Source organism: Ancylomarina subtilis (assembly GCF_004217115.1).
GTDB lineage: Bacteria > Bacteroidota > Bacteroidia > Bacteroidales > Marinifilaceae > Ancylomarina > Ancylomarina subtilis.
Window position 1 is genome coordinate 95221 of record NZ_SHKN01000001.1, and the last position, 20041, is coordinate 115261.

At 38.1% G+C, this 20041-nt stretch carries 13 protein-coding genes; 7 read left to right on the forward strand and 6 right to left on the reverse strand.

Going from position 1 to position 20041, the window contains the following annotated elements:
* Window positions 1-21: 21 nt before the first annotated feature.
* A complete protein-coding gene (locus EV201_RS00385; protein ID WP_130305428.1) occupies window positions 22-1584 on the reverse strand; it encodes a SpoIIE family protein phosphatase in 1563 nt (520 codons plus the stop codon).
* 1 nt (window position 1585) lies between these two features.
* Window positions 1586-2041, reverse strand: coding sequence for an Hpt domain-containing protein (locus tag EV201_RS00390; RefSeq protein WP_130305429.1), 456 nt, complete (start codon window positions 2039-2041; stop codon window positions 1586-1588).
* A 361-nt stretch (window positions 2042-2402) separates the two neighbouring features.
* On the opposite strand from EV201_RS00390, the gene EV201_RS00395 reads away from it, so the two are divergent.
* From EV201_RS00395 to EV201_RS00425, 7 genes are all read left to right on the forward strand, one after another.
* Window positions 2403-4118 carry an SPOR domain-containing protein gene (locus EV201_RS00395; RefSeq protein ID WP_130305430.1) on the forward strand — a complete coding sequence of 572 codons (1716 nt, stop codon included), beginning with the start codon at window positions 2403-2405 and terminating at the stop codon, window positions 4116-4118.
* 282 nt (window positions 4119-4400) lie between these two features.
* Window positions 4401-5504: a glycine cleavage system aminomethyltransferase GcvT gene (gene gcvT, locus EV201_RS00400; protein WP_130305431.1), complete on the forward strand. Its 1104-nt coding sequence runs from the start codon at window positions 4401-4403 to the stop codon at window positions 5502-5504.
* A 313-nt stretch (window positions 5505-5817) separates the two neighbouring features.
* Window positions 5818-6894 carry a 3-phosphoserine/phosphohydroxythreonine transaminase gene (gene serC, locus EV201_RS00405; protein ID WP_130305432.1) on the forward strand — a complete coding sequence of 359 codons (1077 nt, stop codon included), beginning with the start codon at window positions 5818-5820 and terminating at the stop codon, window positions 6892-6894.
* Between the two features lie 151 nt (window positions 6895-7045).
* Complete coding sequence (locus EV201_RS00410) at window positions 7046-7969, forward strand: 3-phosphoglycerate dehydrogenase (RefSeq protein ID WP_130305433.1); 924 nt, start codon at window positions 7046-7048, stop codon at window positions 7967-7969.
* Window positions 7970-8043: 74 nt separating this feature from the next.
* Window positions 8044-9294, forward strand: coding sequence for a DUF1015 domain-containing protein (locus EV201_RS00415; protein ID WP_130305434.1), 1251 nt, complete (start codon window positions 8044-8046; stop codon window positions 9292-9294).
* 122 nt (window positions 9295-9416) lie between these two features.
* The gene (locus tag EV201_RS00420; protein ID WP_130305435.1) at window positions 9417-10643 is read left to right on the forward strand and encodes a DUF438 domain-containing protein; all 1227 of its coding nucleotides are present in this window, start codon (window positions 9417-9419) and stop codon (window positions 10641-10643) included.
* 123 nt (window positions 10644-10766) lie between these two features.
* The gene (locus tag EV201_RS00425; RefSeq protein ID WP_130305436.1) at window positions 10767-11489 is read left to right on the forward strand and encodes a hypothetical protein; all 723 of its coding nucleotides are present in this window, start codon (window positions 10767-10769) and stop codon (window positions 11487-11489) included.
* Between the two features lie 63 nt (window positions 11490-11552).
* Here the strand turns inward: EV201_RS00425 and EV201_RS00430 are convergent, their stop codons facing one another.
* From EV201_RS00430 to EV201_RS00445, 4 genes are all read right to left on the reverse strand, one after another.
* Entirely contained in the window at window positions 11553-13577 is a 2025-nt protein-coding gene (locus EV201_RS00430) for an MGH1-like glycoside hydrolase domain-containing protein (protein WP_130305437.1), read from the reverse strand.
* 66 nt (window positions 13578-13643) lie between these two features.
* On the reverse strand, window positions 13644-16796 hold the full coding sequence (gene lacZ, locus EV201_RS00435; protein ID WP_130305438.1) for a beta-galactosidase, LacZ type: 3153 nt from the start codon (window positions 16794-16796) through the stop codon (window positions 13644-13646).
* 88 nt (window positions 16797-16884) lie between these two features.
* Window positions 16885-18516: a dipeptidase gene (locus EV201_RS00440; protein ID WP_130305439.1), complete on the reverse strand. Its 1632-nt coding sequence runs from the start codon at window positions 18514-18516 to the stop codon at window positions 16885-16887.
* A gap of 59 nt (window positions 18517-18575) precedes the next feature.
* A complete protein-coding gene (locus EV201_RS00445; protein ID WP_130305440.1) occupies window positions 18576-19886 on the reverse strand; it encodes a S28 family serine protease in 1311 nt (436 codons plus the stop codon).
* Between the last annotated feature and the right edge of the window lie 155 nt (window positions 19887-20041).

Sequence of the window (20041 nt, forward strand, 5' to 3'; positions counted from 1 at the left end):
GCGAATAGGGAAAGTAAAAGCCTAATTTTTTTGAACAAGAAAGAGTGTTCTGTCATCATCAAACTTGGAAATATTCAGTGTGTGTATCAGTTGGGTTTCAATATCAGCAAGACGAATTGTTCTTTTACTTACGACTTGTTTGATGCTATTAAGGAAAACATCTTCACCAATCATACTTCCTGTTCGATCGTTTACAGCTTCAACATAGCCATCAGTATAGAGTAGGAGTTTGTCACCCTGATTGAAATCCTGTATTAAACTGAGGTAGTGTGCATCGGGAATGACACCCAGAAGTGTTCCCACAATATTAAGTTGGGTTAGTTTATTTTCTTTGGCATTGTAAAATAAGGGTTGAAGTGCTCCAGCTGAAGCAATGCTGATTTGTGATGTTTTTGAACAAATGCCAATGATACTTAGTGTTGTGAAAACCTCGCTGAGTTTTAAATCTTTAAAAATAGATTGATTGATTATTTCGAGAAACTTACCGGGTGATTTTATAAAATCGAATTCCTCTCGATTCATAAAAAAGTTAATTGTACTTCGGATATAGGCAATATAGGCAGGTACAAAGAACCAGGCATCCCATTTTTTACCCATCACGTCACCAACGACAATAATTTTTTTCTGCTTATCGACATCGAAGGTTTCATAAAAGTCACCACCAGCCAATTTGTTGTATGCCTGGTGAATTACCTGGATGTTGAAGTCGTGAATATCCTCATTATATTGATTCTCGAAACGAACAGGTGATTGTTTAGCTGCCGTATTTAGAGCATTGAAATATTTATTTTTCAAATTCAGCTCTTGCTGAACCGATGAGTTTATCTGATGAATAATTAATCTTTCGTCGAGTTGTTTATAAAGAAACGAGTCGATGTGGTTGGTTAAAAGATAATCAATCTTATCAGTATCTTTTGAGTCTGAAATTAAGATGTCAATGGGAATAAGTTGTTCTGTCGTTTTGCTAATTTTATCCAGAATTGAAATGGCCCAAATGGCATTGTCGTCAATTATAATTCGCCAAACATTCTCCTTTTTGAGGTATGAGAATAAATTTTTGTCAGATTTAATGATCTTGACAGGTGTTTTTATGTATTGTAGAGGCAATTTAAACTTATTGTCTTTGTGAGTGCAAAAGACGATGTTCCCTTTATCGAAACTGAGGTTGTGCTTTCTTGAGTGATCAGTAATCTCCTTTCTGAGTTGTGTTTTCTTTATATGGGCTCTGATTTTTGATATAAAAACTTCTTGTTTGAAAGGTTTTGTTATAAAGTCATCAGCACCGTCATTTAAGTTTTGAATCCATGTTTCTTCTTCTTTGTTGTCTGATAGAAAAATGAATGGTGTGAGCTTATATTCAGGTGTTTGTCGAATTTGTCTAACCAAATCATTTCCGCTCATTAGTGGTAAATAAAGGTCGGATATGATTAAGTCAAAGTGTTGATTTTTTGTTTTTTCAATGGCTTCTAATCCATTCTTTGCCAATGTCGATTTATAGCCAATACCTGTGAGGGTAAACTCAATATACTTAAGCGTTGCTGTATTGCTATCAACGACTAATATGTGGGGTGAATGTTTTGCCATTTTAAAGCTCGTGTAAAGCTTTTTCTAGTTCTGAAATCGCTTTGGGACTTTGGGTAAGGAAATAGCTGACAAGTTCCGGAATATATTCCAGATTGATATCATTAATGTCTTCGTTTTGTACGTTGTTCCATATCTTTAAGTCCTCATCATCGAGTTTATGATTATCGGTAATTTTATTTTGAAGTTCAATTTTTTTATTTCCCTTTGAATAGTGTTCAATTTTTTCCAGACAGTCACCCAATTCACTCATCCCCATTATTCTGACAGACGACTTTGCTTTGTGAGCAATCGCTCCCAATTGAGCCCATTGTTTGTTTTTAAAATGGTTCGAAATACCTTCAGTAAATTCGGGATTTTGTTCGATAAAGATTTCAACCATTTCTATCATGATGTCTTTATTGTTACCAGACATTTCTTTTAAGTATGATAAATCAATGATTTGAGTACTAGAATCCATTTTTTACTTTTGAATTGATTAATTAGACTAAAGTCCTTTTATTTTGTTTGTTCATCTTTCTGATAGTAAACAAAGCGGTGCGATTGGGTAAAATTTGATTATGAACAAGTTCTGAAAATCATGAATGGCCCCGACCGACTCTTTAAGCTTTACTTACATACAATATTAATAATTTATTTTCAATTAAGCTATTGCATTTTATCCTGGCAATTATGACCGTTAAAAAGGAAGGGTGGATTATGCGGATCAATTTAGGGTTTCCTGACTTGATTATGCCTATTAAAAAATCATTGGATAGCTCACGTATTATATTTTAATTTTCTTAATTTAGTTGAATCTTATTTAACTAAAGATGTGATCTATGCTGTTGTTCCGAAACCTATTGTTTCTTTTCTTTATTTTCTCAGGAAATATTTATGCTCAGGAATTTATCCGAATCGACCGTGATGAATTTGTTGGGGATAAAATTGAAGGGAAGAAACTTTTTAGAAATATAAGTAAGGCTAAAAAGTTATTTCGAAAAGGAGAATCATCTGCTTCGGACTGTTTAAACTTGCTGTTGGCTTGTGATAAATTTAATAATGCGAACCCCGAATTGAATTACAATATTGGTTTATGTTATTTAAAATATGGAAAGAAAGAGTTATCTAAGCCCTATTTTGAAAAAACAAAGGCTCTGAAACCCAACTTAAATAAGAATTTGTATCTTTTTTTAGGACAGGCATATCAGTATGCCGGGGATTTTACAAATGCAATTTTGAATTATAAGGTTTACGTTGAGATTCTTCAACACGAGGGAGTAAAACGGAACCGGGAAGATTTGAAGAAGGTCTTTCGTTATATCGAAGAGTGTAAAAATGGGCAAGTGCTTGCTCAACAAATCCAGACTTTTAATGTTGAAAAAATGCCTTCGCCAATCAATTCTGAATCTAATGATATTCTTGCAATTCGAGATGGTGTAAAACTTTTCTTTCATTCGGATAGAACAATTGTTGGCGATAAGAAAAATAGAGCGACAGAGTCCTCTCTAAGGGGATTTAGTGTTGCCTTAATCAATGGGGAATGGTCGAATTTTAGTGTGTTAAATGATGAGAGAAAATCGAGAGATTTACCGCTGATGGTTGCTCAAACAGATGAGAATCAATATGTATTCTACGATAAAAATATGGGCTTAGGTGATTTGATTTTTATGCAACAAGATGGTAAATATTGGACCAAGGAGATGGATGCTTTTTTTGTGAATGAGAGAAATTCTGATGAATCATCTGCTTCTATGACCTCAGATGGCAATGAGCTTGTGTTTGTAAGCGATAGAAATGGGGGGCAAGCTGATGTGTTTTATTGCAAGAAGAATGATGACGGAGAATGGAGTAAGCCTGTAAAATTAGATGATCAGATCAATACGGAATTTGATGAACGGGATGTCTTTTTATCAGATGACGGATCTGTGATTTATTTTAGCTCAAAGGGGCGAAATACCATAGGTGGGTACGATATTTTCAGATCGGAGAAAGATGAAAATGGAAATTGGATGGAGGCTAAGAATATGGGAATGCCAATCAATTCGGCTTATGATGACCGACATTTCTTTCCTTATGAAGGGGATTCGTTTTTCTTTGATTCCAACAGGGGAGAGAATGGAAAGTTTGATATTTATTCAAAAAAAATAATTTTTGATAAAGTCATTGAAGAAGAGGTTGCTGATCCTATTGAGCCAGAAGCAAGGATTGAATCATCTATACCTGTAAATAATATTGAAATTTTACCCGAGGTAATTCCAGTACCTATCCCCATTGTTAAGAAAGTAAAGTCAATATCGACTTCGTATAAAATTCAAATTGCAGCGTCGAAAATTGAAATGAAAGATGCTGAATTGAAGAAATTGTATAGTGGAAAGGAGCCTATTGAATTGTCTTATGATGACGAGTGGTATCGTTATTCAATAGGAAATTACGAACGATTGGAAGATGCAATATATTATAAAGACAGGTTAGGGCTTGATAAAGCTTTTATCGTAAGTTTCGAGAATGACATAAGAGGAAAGATGATTAGCAACTACAGTTTAAATAATAAGTAGCAGGCAGTTTGCGATGAATAATACCAATTAGATAAAAATATGCTTTATAATACAAAGGATATTTTGAAGTTTAATTGGTATTTTTTTGCCTAGAATTTGTATTCTTTTACATTTGCAAAACAAAATAGAATGAAAATTCGATAAGTGCATTTACAGGGAATAAATGATTGATTATATTCGTTGTATTTGAGAGAGTTAAATAACAATACTTAAATAGGAGTTGACGTGTTTTTCTTAATGTTAGGGAAGACATTACAATCTTAAAATTCAAACAACAAACAGATGAAAAGAACTGCATTCACTAGTTTTCATGAAGAATTAGGCGCTAAGATGGCTGAATTTGCTGGTTATAATATGCCTATTGAATACACTGGTATTAAAGATGAGCACATGTGTGTTCGTGAGAAATTAGGTGTATTTGATGTTTCTCACATGGGTGAGTTTTGGGTAAAAGGACCTAAGGCTTTTAGCTTTGTTCAAAGATTGACCACTAATGATGTGGCTGCTTTAACAGATGGAAAAATCCAGTATTCATGTTTTCCTAATGGAAAAGGTGGTATTGTAGATGATTTGTTGGTTTACTGTATCGATTCAGAGACTTATTTATTGGTTGTAAATGCGGCTAATATCGAGAAAGATTGGGCATGGTGTTGTAAAAATGCTGAAGAAATGGGCTTAGAAGTTGGTAAAGAACTTTATAACGCTTCTGACGAAATTTGTCAGTTGGCTGTTCAAGGTCCTCTAGCTCTTAAAGCAATGCAAAAGCTTATTGATGTTCCTGTTGAAGATATGGAATATTACACTTTCAAGAAAGTGAACATGGCTGGAATTGAAAACGTAATTTTCTCAACAACTGGATATACCGGTTCTGGCGGATGCGAAATTTATGTGGCAAACGAAGATGGTGAGAAATTATGGAATGCAGTAATGGAAGCAGGTAAGGAGTTTGGTCTTCAGCCAATTGGTTTAGCTGCTCGTGACACGCTTCGTCTTGAAGTTGGATTCTGTCTTTATGGTAACGATATTGATGATGAGCATTCACCAATTGAAGCTGGTTTAGGATGGATTACAAAGTTTGTTGATGGGAATGACTTTATTGATAGAGAATTCTTTGAGCAACAAAAAAATGATAAGCCTAAGCGTCGCTTGAAAGGTTTCGAAATGATCGACCGTGGTATTCCTCGTCATGGTTATAAAATTGAGGATGCTGAAGGGAATGAAATTGGTGAAGTAACTTCAGGAACGAGTGCTCCGGCTGTTGGAAAATCAGTGGGTATGGGATATGTGAAAGAAGGTTTCTACAAAGTGGATACTGAGATTTACATTCGTGTCAGAAATAAAGCACTTAAAGCAAAAATTGTGAAAATTCCTTTTTACAAAAACTAAGCATATTTAATTACAGGTTGAAGTTGAATGAAGCAATTTTAATCTGCAATCATACTATAAAAGCAGGCTTGTGAATGATCACAAACCTGCTTTTTTTTTGTTGGCTTGGGCGTAATATCTGAAAACGATTTCGGTTAGTGAGTGTTTTGCTATTTAAATAATAGCTATTCAGGTAGATAAGTGGAAATGGAGTGCTCTGTTTATTTTTGTTGAAAAACATATAAAAAATGGTTTATGACCGCGTTATTCTTCATTTTTATTTGCAAATTTGCCCATGAATATGCAAACGTTCACATTTTAAAAAATATTGAAAATGAAAGTACATAATTTTTCTGCAGGACCCTCAATCCTTCCAGACTCAACAGTAGAAAATACTGCTGCAGCTATTAAGAATTTTGCCGGAACAAGTCTTTCTCTTATGGAAGTATCTCACCGTAGCAAAGAATTTGTTGCCGTAATGGATGAAGCGATCGCTTTATTCAAGGAATTATTGGATATTCCAGCAGGATATTCAGTAATGTTCCTAGGTGGTGGAGCTTCTACTCAGTTCTGTATGATTCCTTACAACCTGATGGCTAAGAAATCAGCTTACTTAAACACGGGTGCTTGGGCAAACAAAGCTCAAAAAGAAGCGAAGTTATTTGGTGAAGTTGTTGAAGTTGCTTCTTCTAAAGAAACAGTTTACAACTACATTCCAAAAGGATACGAAATTCCTGCTGATGCAGATTATTTCCATATCACAACAAACAATACCATTTATGGTACAGAGATCAAGCACGACATGGACGTGAATGTGCCTCTTGTTGCTGATATGTCTTCTGATATTTTCTCTCGCCCTGTTGATGTATCTAAGTATGCATTGATTTATGGTGGAGCGCAAAAGAACCTAGCGCCTGCTGGTGTTACTTTTGTAATCGTTAAAGACGAGTTACTAGGTAAGGTTGATCGCACGATTCCTACAATGTTGGATTACCGTACACACATTAAGGGAGAGTCTATGTTTAATACGCCTCCAGTAGTTCCTGTATATGCTGCTCTTCAAACTTTGAAGTGGATCAAGGAGCAAGGTGGTGTTTCTGCTATGCAGAAGATGAACGAAGAAAAGGCTGCGGTTCTTTATAATGAGATTGACCGTAACCCAATGTTTAAAGGTACTGTTATCAACGAAGAAGATCGTTCATTAATGAATATTTGTTTCGTAATGAATGACGAGTATAAGGAATTGGAAAAAGAATTTTTCGATTTCGCGACTTCAAAAGGTATGTCTGGAATTAAAGGTCACCGTTCAGTTGGTGGTTTCCGTGCTTCTACTTACAATGCTTTACCAAAAGCAAGTGTACAGGCATTAGCAGACTGCATGAAAGAATTCGAAACAATGCATGTAAAGTAATTACCTGATTATATGGATTTGAGTTGGGGAACTTGCTCAAATCCTTATTTTGAGTCATTAAAGCATGAGGAACGACTAAAGGGATCCGATAAGGATAACTTCGATTTGGCTGGCAATGACATTTTATTTTTAAACGTTTTAAAATAATAAAATGACTAAAGTTTTAATTGCAACCGATAAACCTTTTGCTCCTGCTGCTGTAAACGCAATTCGCGAAGTAGTTGAAGGTGCAGGATATGAACTAGTTTTGCTAGAGTCATACACAGATAAGGCTGAATTAATAGCAGCTGTTGCTGATGTTGATGGAATGATCATTCGTTCCGATAAAGCCACCCGCGAGGTGATTGAAGCAGCAAAAAACCTAAAAGTAATTGTTCGTGCAGGTGCAGGATACGATAATATCGATCTTGAAGCTTGTACTGAGAAAGGTATTGTGGCCATGAATACACCTGGCCAGAACTCAAATGCTGTAGCTGAGCTAGCATTAGGAATGATGGTTTTCCTTGCTCGTAAAGGTTACAATGGGAAAGCTGGTGTTGAGTTAAGAGGTAAAAATATCGGTATTCATGCTTATGGTAATGTAGGTAAACATGTTGCTAATATTGCTAAAGGTTTCGGAATGACCGTTTATGCATTCGATCCTTTTGTTGCAAAAGAAGCTATCGAAGCTGATGGAGTTAAGGCAGTAGATACAGTAGAAGAGCTATATAGCACTTGTCACTATGTATCATTGCATATTCCTGCCAACGACAAAACCAAAAAATCAATTAACTACGATTTGTTGAACAAGATGCCTGAGGGTGGTATCCTTGTAAATACAGCTCGTAAGGAAGTAATTGATGAAGAAGGTATGTTGAAACTTATGGAAGATCGTAAGGATTTTGCTTACATCTCTGACATCGCACCTGACTGCAAAGACGAATTTGCTGCTAAATATGAAGGTCGCTTTTTCTTTACTCCTAAGAAAATGGGAGCACAAACTGCTGAAGCGAATATCAACGCTGGTATCGCTGGTGCCAATCAGATTGTGAATTATATTGAAAAAGGAGACGAAACATTTAGAGTAAATAAATAGGAAGTAGATATCTACTTTTCATTTCGTTCCTTGTGTACTGATAATAGAATAACAAACATACAAAATACCAAATCATGGCTATTGTAAAACCATTTAGAGGCTTACGCCCAACAAAAGATATCGCTAAAGATTTAGCTTGCTTGCCATATGATGTAATGAACTCGGAAGAGGCTGCTCAAATGGCTGAAGGTAAAGAATGCTCTTTACTTCATATCACTCGTGCTGAGATCGACTGTCCTGCTGGAACTGACGTTCACTCTGAAGAAGTTTATGAGAAATCAGTGTCTAACCTTAAGCTATGGCAAGAAAAAGGTTGGTTAAAGCAGGATTCAGAAGCTAAATTCTATATCTATGCTCAAACTATGGACGGACGTACTCAGTACGGTATCGTTGCAAATGCTGCTTGTGAAGACTATAAGAATGGTGTCATCAAGAAGCACGAACTAACTCGTCCGGACAAAGAGGAAGATCGTATGATTTTGACTCGTTATACTGAGGCTAACCTTGAGCCAGTATTCTTTTCATACAAAGCTGTTCCAGAGATTGACGCTATCGTAGCTAATATCGTAGAGAACGAAGAAGCTGAGTACGATTTTGTTGCAGAAGACGGATTCGGTCACCACTTTTGGCCAGTAAACGATCCTGCTACTAATAAAGAGTTGGAAGAGTTGTTCGCAACTAAAGTTCCTTCTACTTACGTAGCTGATGGTCACCACAGAACGGCTGCTGCCGCTCGTATTGGTGATGAGTTTGCTGCTAAAAATCCAAATCACACAGGTGATGAGGAGTACAACTACTTCATGGCTGTTCACTTCCCAGATAATCAGTTGGCAATTATCGATTACAATCGAGTAGCTAAAGATTTGAACGGAATGACTGAAGTTGAATTTCTTGCTAAATTGGAAGAAACTTTCGAAGTTGAGTGCATGGGTGAGGAAACTTACAAGCCAGCTAAATTGCACGAATTTTCTATGTATTTAGATGGTAAGTGGTACAAGCTGAACGCTAAAGAAGGTACTTATGATGATAAGGATCCTATTGGTGTATTGGACGTAACAATTCTTTCAAATCACGTATTGGATAACCTATTGGACGTTAAAGATCTTCGTACGACAACCCGCGTTGAGTTCGTAGGTGGTATCCGTGGATTAGGTGAGTTGAAGAGACGCGTTGATAGCGGTGACATGAAAGTGGCTTTCGCTTTATACGCAGTTTCTATGCAACAATTAATTGATATTGCTGATACAGGCAACATCATGCCTCCTAAAACAACATGGTTTGAGCCTAAACTACGTTCTGGATTATTGATTCATAAATTGGACTAATTCCAATTTAATCATATTTTTTTGGAAGGGAATGCCGTTTGGCATTCCCTTTTTTTATGGATTAAGTGTGTTGACTCAGTCAAAATAGATTATTTTAGAGCTTAAACCAATAACGTTTAAAAATGTCAGAATTTATAAATAACAATCAAGCTCGAATCGATTCCCTTTATGACTTTTGTTATCGACTCATTGAAGGTGAGAAAGGGGCCGATCTGATAAAGAAGTATCAAGGAGCGATTGATGATTTAAGAGCAAACGATATAGTCGTTGTAGTTCACCGACTAGTTGAGTCAGATTTACCGATGCCAATTTTAAAAAAGGGAATCACTAAGGCTTTGAATGTTTTTCATAAATCGATTTTGGCTCAAGATCGTGTGTTACTTCCCGAAAACCATTTTCTTAGCTATTTGCAAAAAGAGAATCGGGAACTTGAGAGGCGTTTACAGGCCCTGAAGGTTTTAGTTAAAGATTTTAATAAAATTGGAGCGGATACTCCAAAGATTGCTAATCATTTGAGAATTGGAATTGAAGATCTGATGCAAATGGAGAAGCATTATATCCGCAAAGAGAATATTTTGTTCCCTTATTTCGAAAAAGAATACCCTCAATACAAATGTCTGAGTGTGATGTGGTCGATACACGACGATATCCGAAGAAATCAGAAGGCTTTATTGATGGCTCTTTTGGAGGTGAATTTGGATAAAAAGCAGATTAATAAATTGTTGGGAGATCTGTTTTTCGATATGTATGCTATTATATTTAGAGAAGAGTATTTGTTGTTCCCTGTTGCTTTTAATGCTGTGAATCAGGATGCTTGGGACGATATGTTAGAGCAAAGTGAAGCGTTGGGATATGCTTATATCGATGCTCCCAAACGCGATAAATTACAGAAAACGAATGTAAATCAGTCTTATGAATCTGATTTTTTAAGTGACAATAAGCTTGAAAACACCCTACTTAATTTCGATACGGGTTTGATGACTTTAAAGCAGGCGATTTTACTTCTGAATAACCTTCCTGTTGATATTACAATGATCGATGAGAAGGATAAGGTTTGTTTTTTCTCCAATCCTAAAGAACGTTTTTTCCCTAGGTCGAAAGCTATTATTGGGCGTACCGTTCAGAATTGCCATCCACCCGAAAGTGTACATGTGGTGAATGAATTGGTTGAAGCCTTTAGGAATGGGAGTAAGGATCGTGAACCCTTTTGGATTGAAATGAAAGGTCGTTTTATACTGATTCAATATTTTGCCCTTCGTGATGAGGATGGGACTTATAAGGGTTGTATTGAGGTGAGTCAGGATTTAACAGATATCCGGCAGCTTAAAGGAGAAAAACGATTGATGTAAATTATTCTTATATTGAAGGGTTGTAATGACTGTTTAGTCCTTACTTTATCTTTCATAAATTATTAAATTAAGTTTATAGAGATTTCCTTATATTTACATTTCAAATTCTAAATCGACCACCCCATGAAATACGATTATTGCAAAGATGATATGATTTTAAAAGTGTATCCAACTGCAAGTGCTTGTTTCGAAACGGCTTTTTCTTTTATGAAAAAGCATTTTTGGATGTTGATTCTGATCGTTTTTGTAGGGGCGGCAGTAGATACGCCCATGTGGTTTATCCAGCAAGGTAAATTCGAATCGGATGGTTTAAATTTTACGTTCCATTCTTTTGAATTAATACAGACCCTCTATTATTTCGCGATTGCTTCGGTTTATTCCTACGGTGTTGTTTATGTATTTTTAAAGGCGGTAAGAAAAGAGAATTTTATATTTGAGGAAACCCTATTAGGTTTTAAAACCTACACCAGAGCGGTATTGAGTCGTATATTGGTTATGCTGATTGTTGGTGTTGGAATTATACTTTTAATTGTACCAGGTATATTTTTGGCTTGTCGATTGATTTTTGTTCCTTACTTGATTATGGACAAAAAGCATGGGGTCGTTGAATCCCTTAAGATAAGCTATTACATGACTAAGGGGTATTTTTGGACCATCTTAGGCATGGGGCTACTCTCTTTTGTTTTTATAATTTTGGGGCTGGTGTTTTTTGGGGTAGGAATTCTTGTTGCTCTTGTATGGATCAATGCTGCATTTGCTGTTTTTTATAATGCTGCTGAGGATCTTCATTATGAAGACGCTTGTAAACAGATAGGCTTGGTTATTGAAGAAGAGGAGAAAAGCTGATTTAAAGAAATCGGTTCATTAAATATAAAAAGGGGATTTCATATTTTGAAATCCCCTTTCTTATTAATTGTGTTTGTCGCTAAGCAGCATTAGGTAGTGTGCTGCTGACCACGAGAAATGATTCGCATTTAAACCTTTTCCACTGATGGGATGATAGTTCTCTCTGATAGGCGCATCGTCAAGCAGACCTTCGGTATTGTGCAAAAGCTTCTGACTTAATTGATCGGCTTCCTTTTGGTAGCCGTAACGCTCAAGTCCCTTAATGCCAAAGTAGGCTTGATCTAACCATACCGGACCTCTCCAATAACCTTTCAGAGGATTGAATTTTTTATGATCGGCAACCAGTGTGGGGAAGGGAACCTTGGTTGCAAACTTTGTGGAATCCATCAGTACTGTAACTACTCTTTTGGCCTGTTCTTTCGTTGCAATGCCAGTGTAAAGAGGAATCCAGCCTTCTGGTCCTTGTTGTACAGTCAATAGTTTTCCTGTTACAATCTCCCTGTCATAGAAAAAGCCTGTTGCTTCGTCCCAAAAATCAGCTGCAATGCGTTGCTTGAGTTCTGTTGCTTCCTGCTTGTAGGTTTTGGCTTGATCAGCACGTCCAATTAATTTTGCTAATTCTGCCAAATCTTCTTTTTCGGCCTGTAGGTAGGCATTCAGATCTACGGATTCCTGATTCATCGACCAGCCATTCTCATTATTTTTTAGCATTTTCGAATCATCGAAGCGAACCGCATTGTCCATTCCAGATTCCCATTTAGCAGCGATGAGGGAACCGTCGGTTGAGCCATATTCGCACAAGCCGTTTTTGTCGTTATCACGATATTGGTACCACCAATTGTGGTACTTAACTAATTTAGGATATATCTCCTTTACAAACTCAAGGTCGGATGTAGCCTTGTAGATTTCCAAGACTGCCCAGCTAGCCAATGGCGCTTTGGTATCGCGCCAGTTGTTCTCTTTGGAATCGAAATACACACAATCGGCAACCATGCCCATTTCGTCCTGATACTGGAACATAGAGCGGAGGTTGCTCTTTGCCAGTTCGGGATTGAAACGAACCAGGGCAACTGCTTGTTTCCACGAATCCCAGGACCAAAAACCGTAGAATCCCTGATAAGCCGCTGATGGAAAGACGCCTGCATGGTTTAAGTCACCTGCTGCTGATCGCCAGTTGGTCAGTAGGGTTTGCACACATTTTACTGCCAGTTTACGATTTTCATTCTTTTCCAGTAATGGGTTTTCACTGTTCAAAGCTTTTTTCAAATAGCCATTCCATCTGCTTTTATTGTCAGCAAACAATTTGTCAGTCTGATTTAGCCAATTAGCGTACATATTTGTTTCCTTGACTGCTTCTTCCTGATTAAAGTAATAGGAGTGAAGCAGGCTGATCTTAAGCGCTTCTCCCGACGCAATATCTAGCTTGTCTTTTATAAACATTTGGTAAGAATGTTTATCAGGTGAGATCTGAATCGACTTATCGGAGTCGTTATGCAATAGGAAAAACTCATCACCTCTATCAAAATCAATTTTTAAACCATTCTCTGTTTCACTAAGTGTGATCCCTTTGGGAAACAGCTCACCTTTCCAGCCGACAAATAGGCTTTGGGTTTTCTCGCTTTTGTTTGTGATAAGGGTTTGAACAAGAGCTGTTCTTTCACTCACAAAAATCAGGCTGAGTTTTAAATTTAAGTTTTCCAGATCCAGATTTTGTTCCAGTTTGCCAGGCTTGTAGTTCTGTGTTGCCTGTGCTTTGCTCAAATCGATGGCAGTCATGTTTTCGGCATCAGTCAGCTCCAGTTGGCATAGGTTTTTACTCAACCACTGTCCCCACATTTTCATGGTTAGTGGGCCTGAGAATCCGCCGTAATACGAGGTACTATCAATATGGGGCAGTGCATAGCCATGCCAGGCACCTAAATCGGAAAATCCGAAGGGTGCAAGTTCGTATTGTGCCTGTGGGATACCTTGTATGTTCAGGATATTGACCATTTCTTCCTGAAGATCTCCAATTTTATCAGTTTTTGGCTGACAAGCACTCCAAAACAGGAGGGCTAAGAGAAGTAAGGTGATATTTTTAGATGTCATATTAGCTGTTGGTTATCGGTTATCATTTTCTGTTATTCATTTTGAAAATTGATAACATGTTAGTTTTTATTTAAAACGCAATTTACTTAATTCGTTCAAATCTTTCTCTCCATTAATCGGACGAATGATGAATTCGTAGCTGTAATCTTGTGCAGGAATTGAATATTCTGAATGCACGGGTGCTCCCCATGAGTTATCACCACCTACGCCCATCTGTTTGTAGTCGATTTGCCAGCTGATGACTTCACCTGTCTTAATTTCAGCTCCATGTTTCTGAGGATTTCCCTTGCCGGAATGGTAGAGCTCTTTATAGTCAAAAGGTAATGCTGAGCCGGACAGTTCTGATTCTGCGATCACCATTAAACCTAAAGATTGTTGATTGGTAAGAGCCATCCATCTCAGATCGGTTTTGTTACCGGTTTCTTGCGGACGCACATAAGGGTGATATTGCTCGGCTACGCTGCTTTTGTAGTGTCCTACTGGGTAGCCAGTTTTCCTATCGCTCATATTTTCCTGTGGGCCTCGACCAAACCATTCAAACTGATCAAAGGTTTTAGCTAACTGCATTTGCATCCCTAAACGTGGTAACATCGGAATGGTATTAGCCTCAGGATGATAGCTGTTTTGAACCTTGATATCTCCATTGCCATAAACCAGATAGCGGGTTTCATATTTGCTTGAAACTATAGGCAGATCAAGGGAAACAGTTACTTCTATTACTTGATTGCTTCGTTGTTTGCTTTGGAATGATATGACTTGAGCTTTGGCTCCAGCTTCTTTCCAAACCTGGCATTTAGCAGGCATCCCATTACCCAGATCATTATCTGTTACCGCTCGCCAAAAGAAGGGTTTTAAGTCCTGCGCCATTAATTCTTTTCCATTAATCTGGTATGAATTTAAGTTTCCTGTTTTTTTCGAAAAGCGAATTTGTACGTTTTTGCTTATTATAGTTAATTCATTTTTATCGTCTTTCAGTTTTACTTTTTTAAGTGTTTTTATTGGTTGTGCTACAATCGCCTTTGATATGGGCAATTGGAACTGTTCCCAGGCTACTAAATGTCCCTTTGGCACAAGGGGCTGTTCGTATTTGGTATTTGCATTTAGCTCTAAAAAATATTCCTTGCCTGCCTTGGGTTCAATATCCGTATAAGGGACTGTTATGATTTGTTCCTGATGGGCTTTAAAATCAATACCATCGATTGTTCCTTTCGCAATTTCGGTTGCATCTTCTTTGAGTGTCCAAGTAAAATCAAAGCCGGATAAGGGAATGAAATCGTGTCGGTTGATAATTTTAAATTGATGAGCTGAATGATCTATTTTTTCAAATGCAATCGGCTGGTACACTTTTTTTACCTCCCAAATGTGTGGGTGGATTTTCCTGTCACTGCTTACCAAACCGTTGGCGCAGAAGTTCGAATCGTTCTGTATCTTATAGACTCCCATATCGCCACCATAGGCAAAAATGGTATCGCCTTTTTCTGTTACTTTTCTGAAAGTCTGATCGACCCAATCCCAAATAAAACCACCCTGTAGTTGTCTATGTTTGTAAATCAAATCCCAGTAGTCTTTCAGGTTACCCACGCTATTTCCCATGGCATGGGCATACTCACACTGTATCAGTGGGCGCGTCTGTACTTTTTCAATATATTTCATCATTTCCCACATGCGATCGTACATGGGACAAAAGATGTCGGTGTTTGATTCCAGACCGGAATCTTCTGATTGAACCGGACGAGAGCTGTCGTGCTTCTTGAGCCAATCATAAGTCGCATGAAAATTTTGACCTCGACCAGTTTCGTTGCCAAGTGACCAGATGATAATTGACGCGTGGTTTTTGTCCCTTTCAAACATCGACTGGGTTCTGTCCAGAAATGCTTTTTTCCAGTTGGGTTTATTGGCTAGTGTTTTTTCTTTATTGTAGGGTTCAGCACCGTGAGCCTCAATATTGGCTTCGTCAATCAAATAGATGCCATATTCATCACAGAGCTCATACCAGCGTTCGCGATTGGGATAATGTGAATTTCTTACGGCATTGATATTGAATTGCTTCATCAATTCTATATCTCTGATCATCGATTCTTCGGTAATCACGCGACCATGGTCGGCATCGTGCTCATGACGGTTGACCCCTCTGATTACGATAGGTACCCCGTTGATTTGAAGCAGTCCGTTTTTGACTTCGCTTGTGCGAAAACCAATCTTGCGGCGGATGACTTCAATGTCTTTTTTATTCGTGCCTTTTAGGCTGATCTGCATGTCGTAAAGTTCAGGTGTCTCTGCCGACCATTTGCGAACATTGGGAATTTCTCCTGCAAAATTCACTTGATTATCACCTTGTTTTAAGCTGATTTTAATGTTCTGATTGATGACGGTTTTACCCCCATCTAAAACTTGAACATTTACAGTTTTTGTTTCAGTTTTTGAATCGGTCTTATTCAGCTCAACTTCAAGTTTAAACAGTCCATTTGTGTAGTTTTTATCCAAGTTGGCATGAACAAAGAAGTCACGAATATGTGTTTTGGGACGGGCATACAAATAGACATCCCTTTCGAAGCCACTCACTTTCCAATAGTCCTGATCTTCGAGATAGGAACCATCGCTAAAGCGATAAATTTCTACGGCAAGTTGGTTGAGACCTGTTTTTACATATTTCGTCAGGTTAAACTCAGCAGGGGTTTTACTGCCCTGACTGTAGCCCACTTTTTTGCCATTTACCCATAAATACATGGCTGAACGCACACCGCCAAAATGGATGTAGATTTCCTCACCCTTCCAATTTTCTGGGATGTTAAAGTTCCTTTTGTAAGATCCGACCGGATTGTAATCGTGTGGAATATTAGGTTCGTTGTTTGGGAAAGGGTAGGAGACATCGGTATAGATGGGCACTCCGTAGCCTTGCAATTCCCAATGACCGGGAACTTTAATGTCCTTCCAGTCAGAAATATCATAGTTTGTCTTGTAAAAATCCACAGGACGATCAGCCGGTTTGCGAACCCAGTTGAATTTCCATGTGCCGTTCAGATTGATGTAATATTCTGAATTCTCTTTTGAATTTTTAAGAGCATTGTTCAAGTTGCGGTAGGCAAAATAGGATGCTCTCGGTTTTTCTTTATTAATGCCAATGACTTGTGGATTTTCCCAATCGTTGACAGTTGCATTCTCTTGAGCAAAAATGCCCTGGTAGAAGAGAATCAGCAATAGCGTTAAAGTTGTTTTCATTTTATGGTTCGTTATCTCTGGTAAGTTTTAATTTTCAGGTTGAGACGCACAATTGTGTGTCTGTATTTAATTACTATTCATCAATGGTTTAGCTTCCTTGTTTGTTGTTTGTGTATTTGGTGATTAGAATATTCCTGATTTTGGTGAACAAATCAACCACACCTTGCATGTTTTCATTGCTTTTTTGAGTCAGGAATGCCTTAGCTTTTTTAGGATTTTTAGTGTATAGTTCTGTTGCTTTTTTGTCATTGGCTTCCATATTATCGAACAAACTTTGCTGAAAAGGATCACGATACATTTGCATATCCTTAACGGCATCCTGCCAACGCAAATACATCAGGTTGTCCACAAAGTCGATGGCCCAGCGTGCTGATGTCGGATCGTATTGGTTTGGATCGTAATTTTTATAGGATTCGTGAATTTCCTCTGTGCCAGCATAGATGGGCACATACGGAGATGTGAATTGATTATCCTGGAAAACCCAGTAAACGCCACCAATAGCATCGGGTAACCACGATCGCAACTGGCAGATCATACCATAGTTACCTTTTGATACATTTCTACGGTTGGTAATATCCAGTAATTCGCGCATGGCCGTTGTAGGAAAGGGTGTTGTTAAAGGGCTTTTTTCAAGTTTGCCATCTTTCGTAGGAACGTACCAATCCGGATCTGAGGTTTTATCGTAAATGGTCCCTTCAAATGTTGATCGCTGAAAAGCCATAATATCCTGAACAGAGATCTTTTTCTCTGGTTTCACCGAGAAAGGGTAGAGTGAAACATCCTCAACATATTGATGGTAGGCATCCTGTCCTTTAAAAGGATTACTTAAGCTACGATCAGGCCACTCCTTTAAATTGGGAGCAAAGCTGCTGTAGAACAACCAGAATCTGCCGCTTGCCCATTCTCTGAAGCAAGGGCTGTAAGCCTTTTGCCAGATGAAGGGTTTTCCCGAATCTTCTTTGTACCAGCCATGATCGATAGCGACTTGTTTGTAATTATCTGATGCCATAAACCATTCCGGTTTCGAAAGATCAATTTCTTTGATGATGCTCCAGTTGGGTACAATGGCAATGTGATCGTCCGGTACACGTTGAGCAGCCCAAATGGCACCCGCTTTCCCGGATTCAGGAGTCCAATTCTTACCCACTGCCACAATTTCAAGCACCCAAACTTCATTGGGGTCGGCTATGCAAAGAGCCTCAGATTCAGGACCACAAGAGGGGAGGAATCCATATTTATCCATCAGTGATGTAATTAGCTTTATAGCTTCGCGTGCTGTTTTACAGCGCTGCAAGGCAAAAATCATAGCTTGCTCAACGGTCATGATTTGTTTGCCAGTTTCCCTATCAACCTGCAACTCCGGCTTCTGACTGAGTGTACTTTCAGCTATTGCCAGTTGGTGTTCATTCATGTGCGAATAGGCTGAATGAAAATAGGTGTAGGTTTGTTCCACTTGTGGAATTTGGCCGATAATCTCACCGTAATTATCCAATGCCCCATTAATTTCCTGAATGCCGTAGTAAACGGGGCACATGCTTCCAGCGGGGAATTTTTGCCCCTGCACAACACGAATTCGGGTATCGTTCCCTCCATAGGTGTGCGAGGTAATCACTGAACCGTCTACTGTTGCTTTTTTACCAGCTACAATATCGGTGCAGGCTTCTGCTTTTTGTCCAATTGCTATGCTGATGAGGCTTATTAGAATGATTAGCTTTTTCATATATTTTAGTGTTGTCTTTTGTGGGAAAACTGATAACCGAAAACAGAGAATAATTTTATTTAGTTACTAATTAATTTTTCTTCGTCAATATCCATTTCCAACCAGGTTTCCAGTGTTTTCACAATCTCTTTTTGCATTTCAGGAGGAAAGCTTTTGATGCGGGTGCTGTGTGCTCCGGCAGGATTTACGAATTTTTTGCATTTGTCATTACCATTTAAATCCACTTGAGTGGCTGACCATGTATCATATTCTCCATAAATAAATAATATCTTTTCTGCATCGGATTGTAGCCAATGATTGACAGCCTGCATCGATTCCGGCCTGAAAGTTCCTTCAACCCCTTTAGGCAATGTGAAATCGAAGGTTAAATCTTTTGGGTAGTTAATGTATTTCTTAAAAGGCGAAACCTCGTAGCTGTACATGCCAATCTCAGTCAGTGCCTGATAGAAAAAGGGTTGTTGTTTAATGATGTCTTTATCTTCGAAGAAACTAAATGATGAAGCTTTTGTTAAGTGTTGGAATAAATCTTCAGGACTGGCATCCGATCCCGGGATTTCATCGGAATTGGTATTGCCCCATTGCCAAAAGGAAAAAGAATATTCAAGGATATTTAGATCCAAAGCCTTTTCCAGACCTATTGAAAATTGGTAATCTTTTTCTTTAGCAAGTTTATCCAGTAATGGTATGAGATCGGTCTTCTTTTCGAAACAAGCAATCTGAAAATCCTTGATTTTTTTTCGAGTTAATTCATCTCCTACACTAGCCAGATGTTTGTGTATTCTGTCATCCTCCCGGTTGAGGTTCATCGGAGCTACGTAAGGCACACTCACATCCACATCATCGGGATAATAATAGCGGTGGTAAATGGTTGTTTGCCCGCCTTTACTGATACCTGTTGTAATCCATTTATTCTCATAGATCTTTTTTAAGGCTTGAATGACAGTATGTTGGTCGGCAGCTGCTTGCTTAATAGTAAGCTTGTCCCATTGCAAACTATCGGGTCTTGATTGTTTGAAATACCGATGCTCAATGGTCAATTGATTGGCATCGATTAGTTTACTGAGTTCTCCGGCTTTGTTAGTCCAGATGTTATAGCCTTGTATTTCAACAACCATAGGTTTTGAAAGATCGCGGTGTCCCAAAAGAACTCTTTGCTTAAAAGTACCCAGTTTTGGGTTTTCGTGATCGATAGGCTGTGTAAACCACATTTCGTAATATCCATTGAAAGTGGTATCACCAACAATTTTTTCGACACTCACATTGGGTAGTTCGCTAAGTTGAGTGAGAAGATCTTTAGTCTGTGTTTGGCAGGCTGCCATAAGCCCCATAAGGGTAATGACTAGTAAATATCTGAATTTTTTGATTTTCATATGATTTCAATTTTGAGTTTTTTATCAAAAAGAAAACCTGACAGCTAAAGTCTAAGGCTTACTGCAAATAAGGTGAATCTTATATAATTCTTTTGACTCAGCTTACAGGTTTTCTATCTTCATGGTTGTTGTTGTTGTTGTTGTTGTTGTTGTTG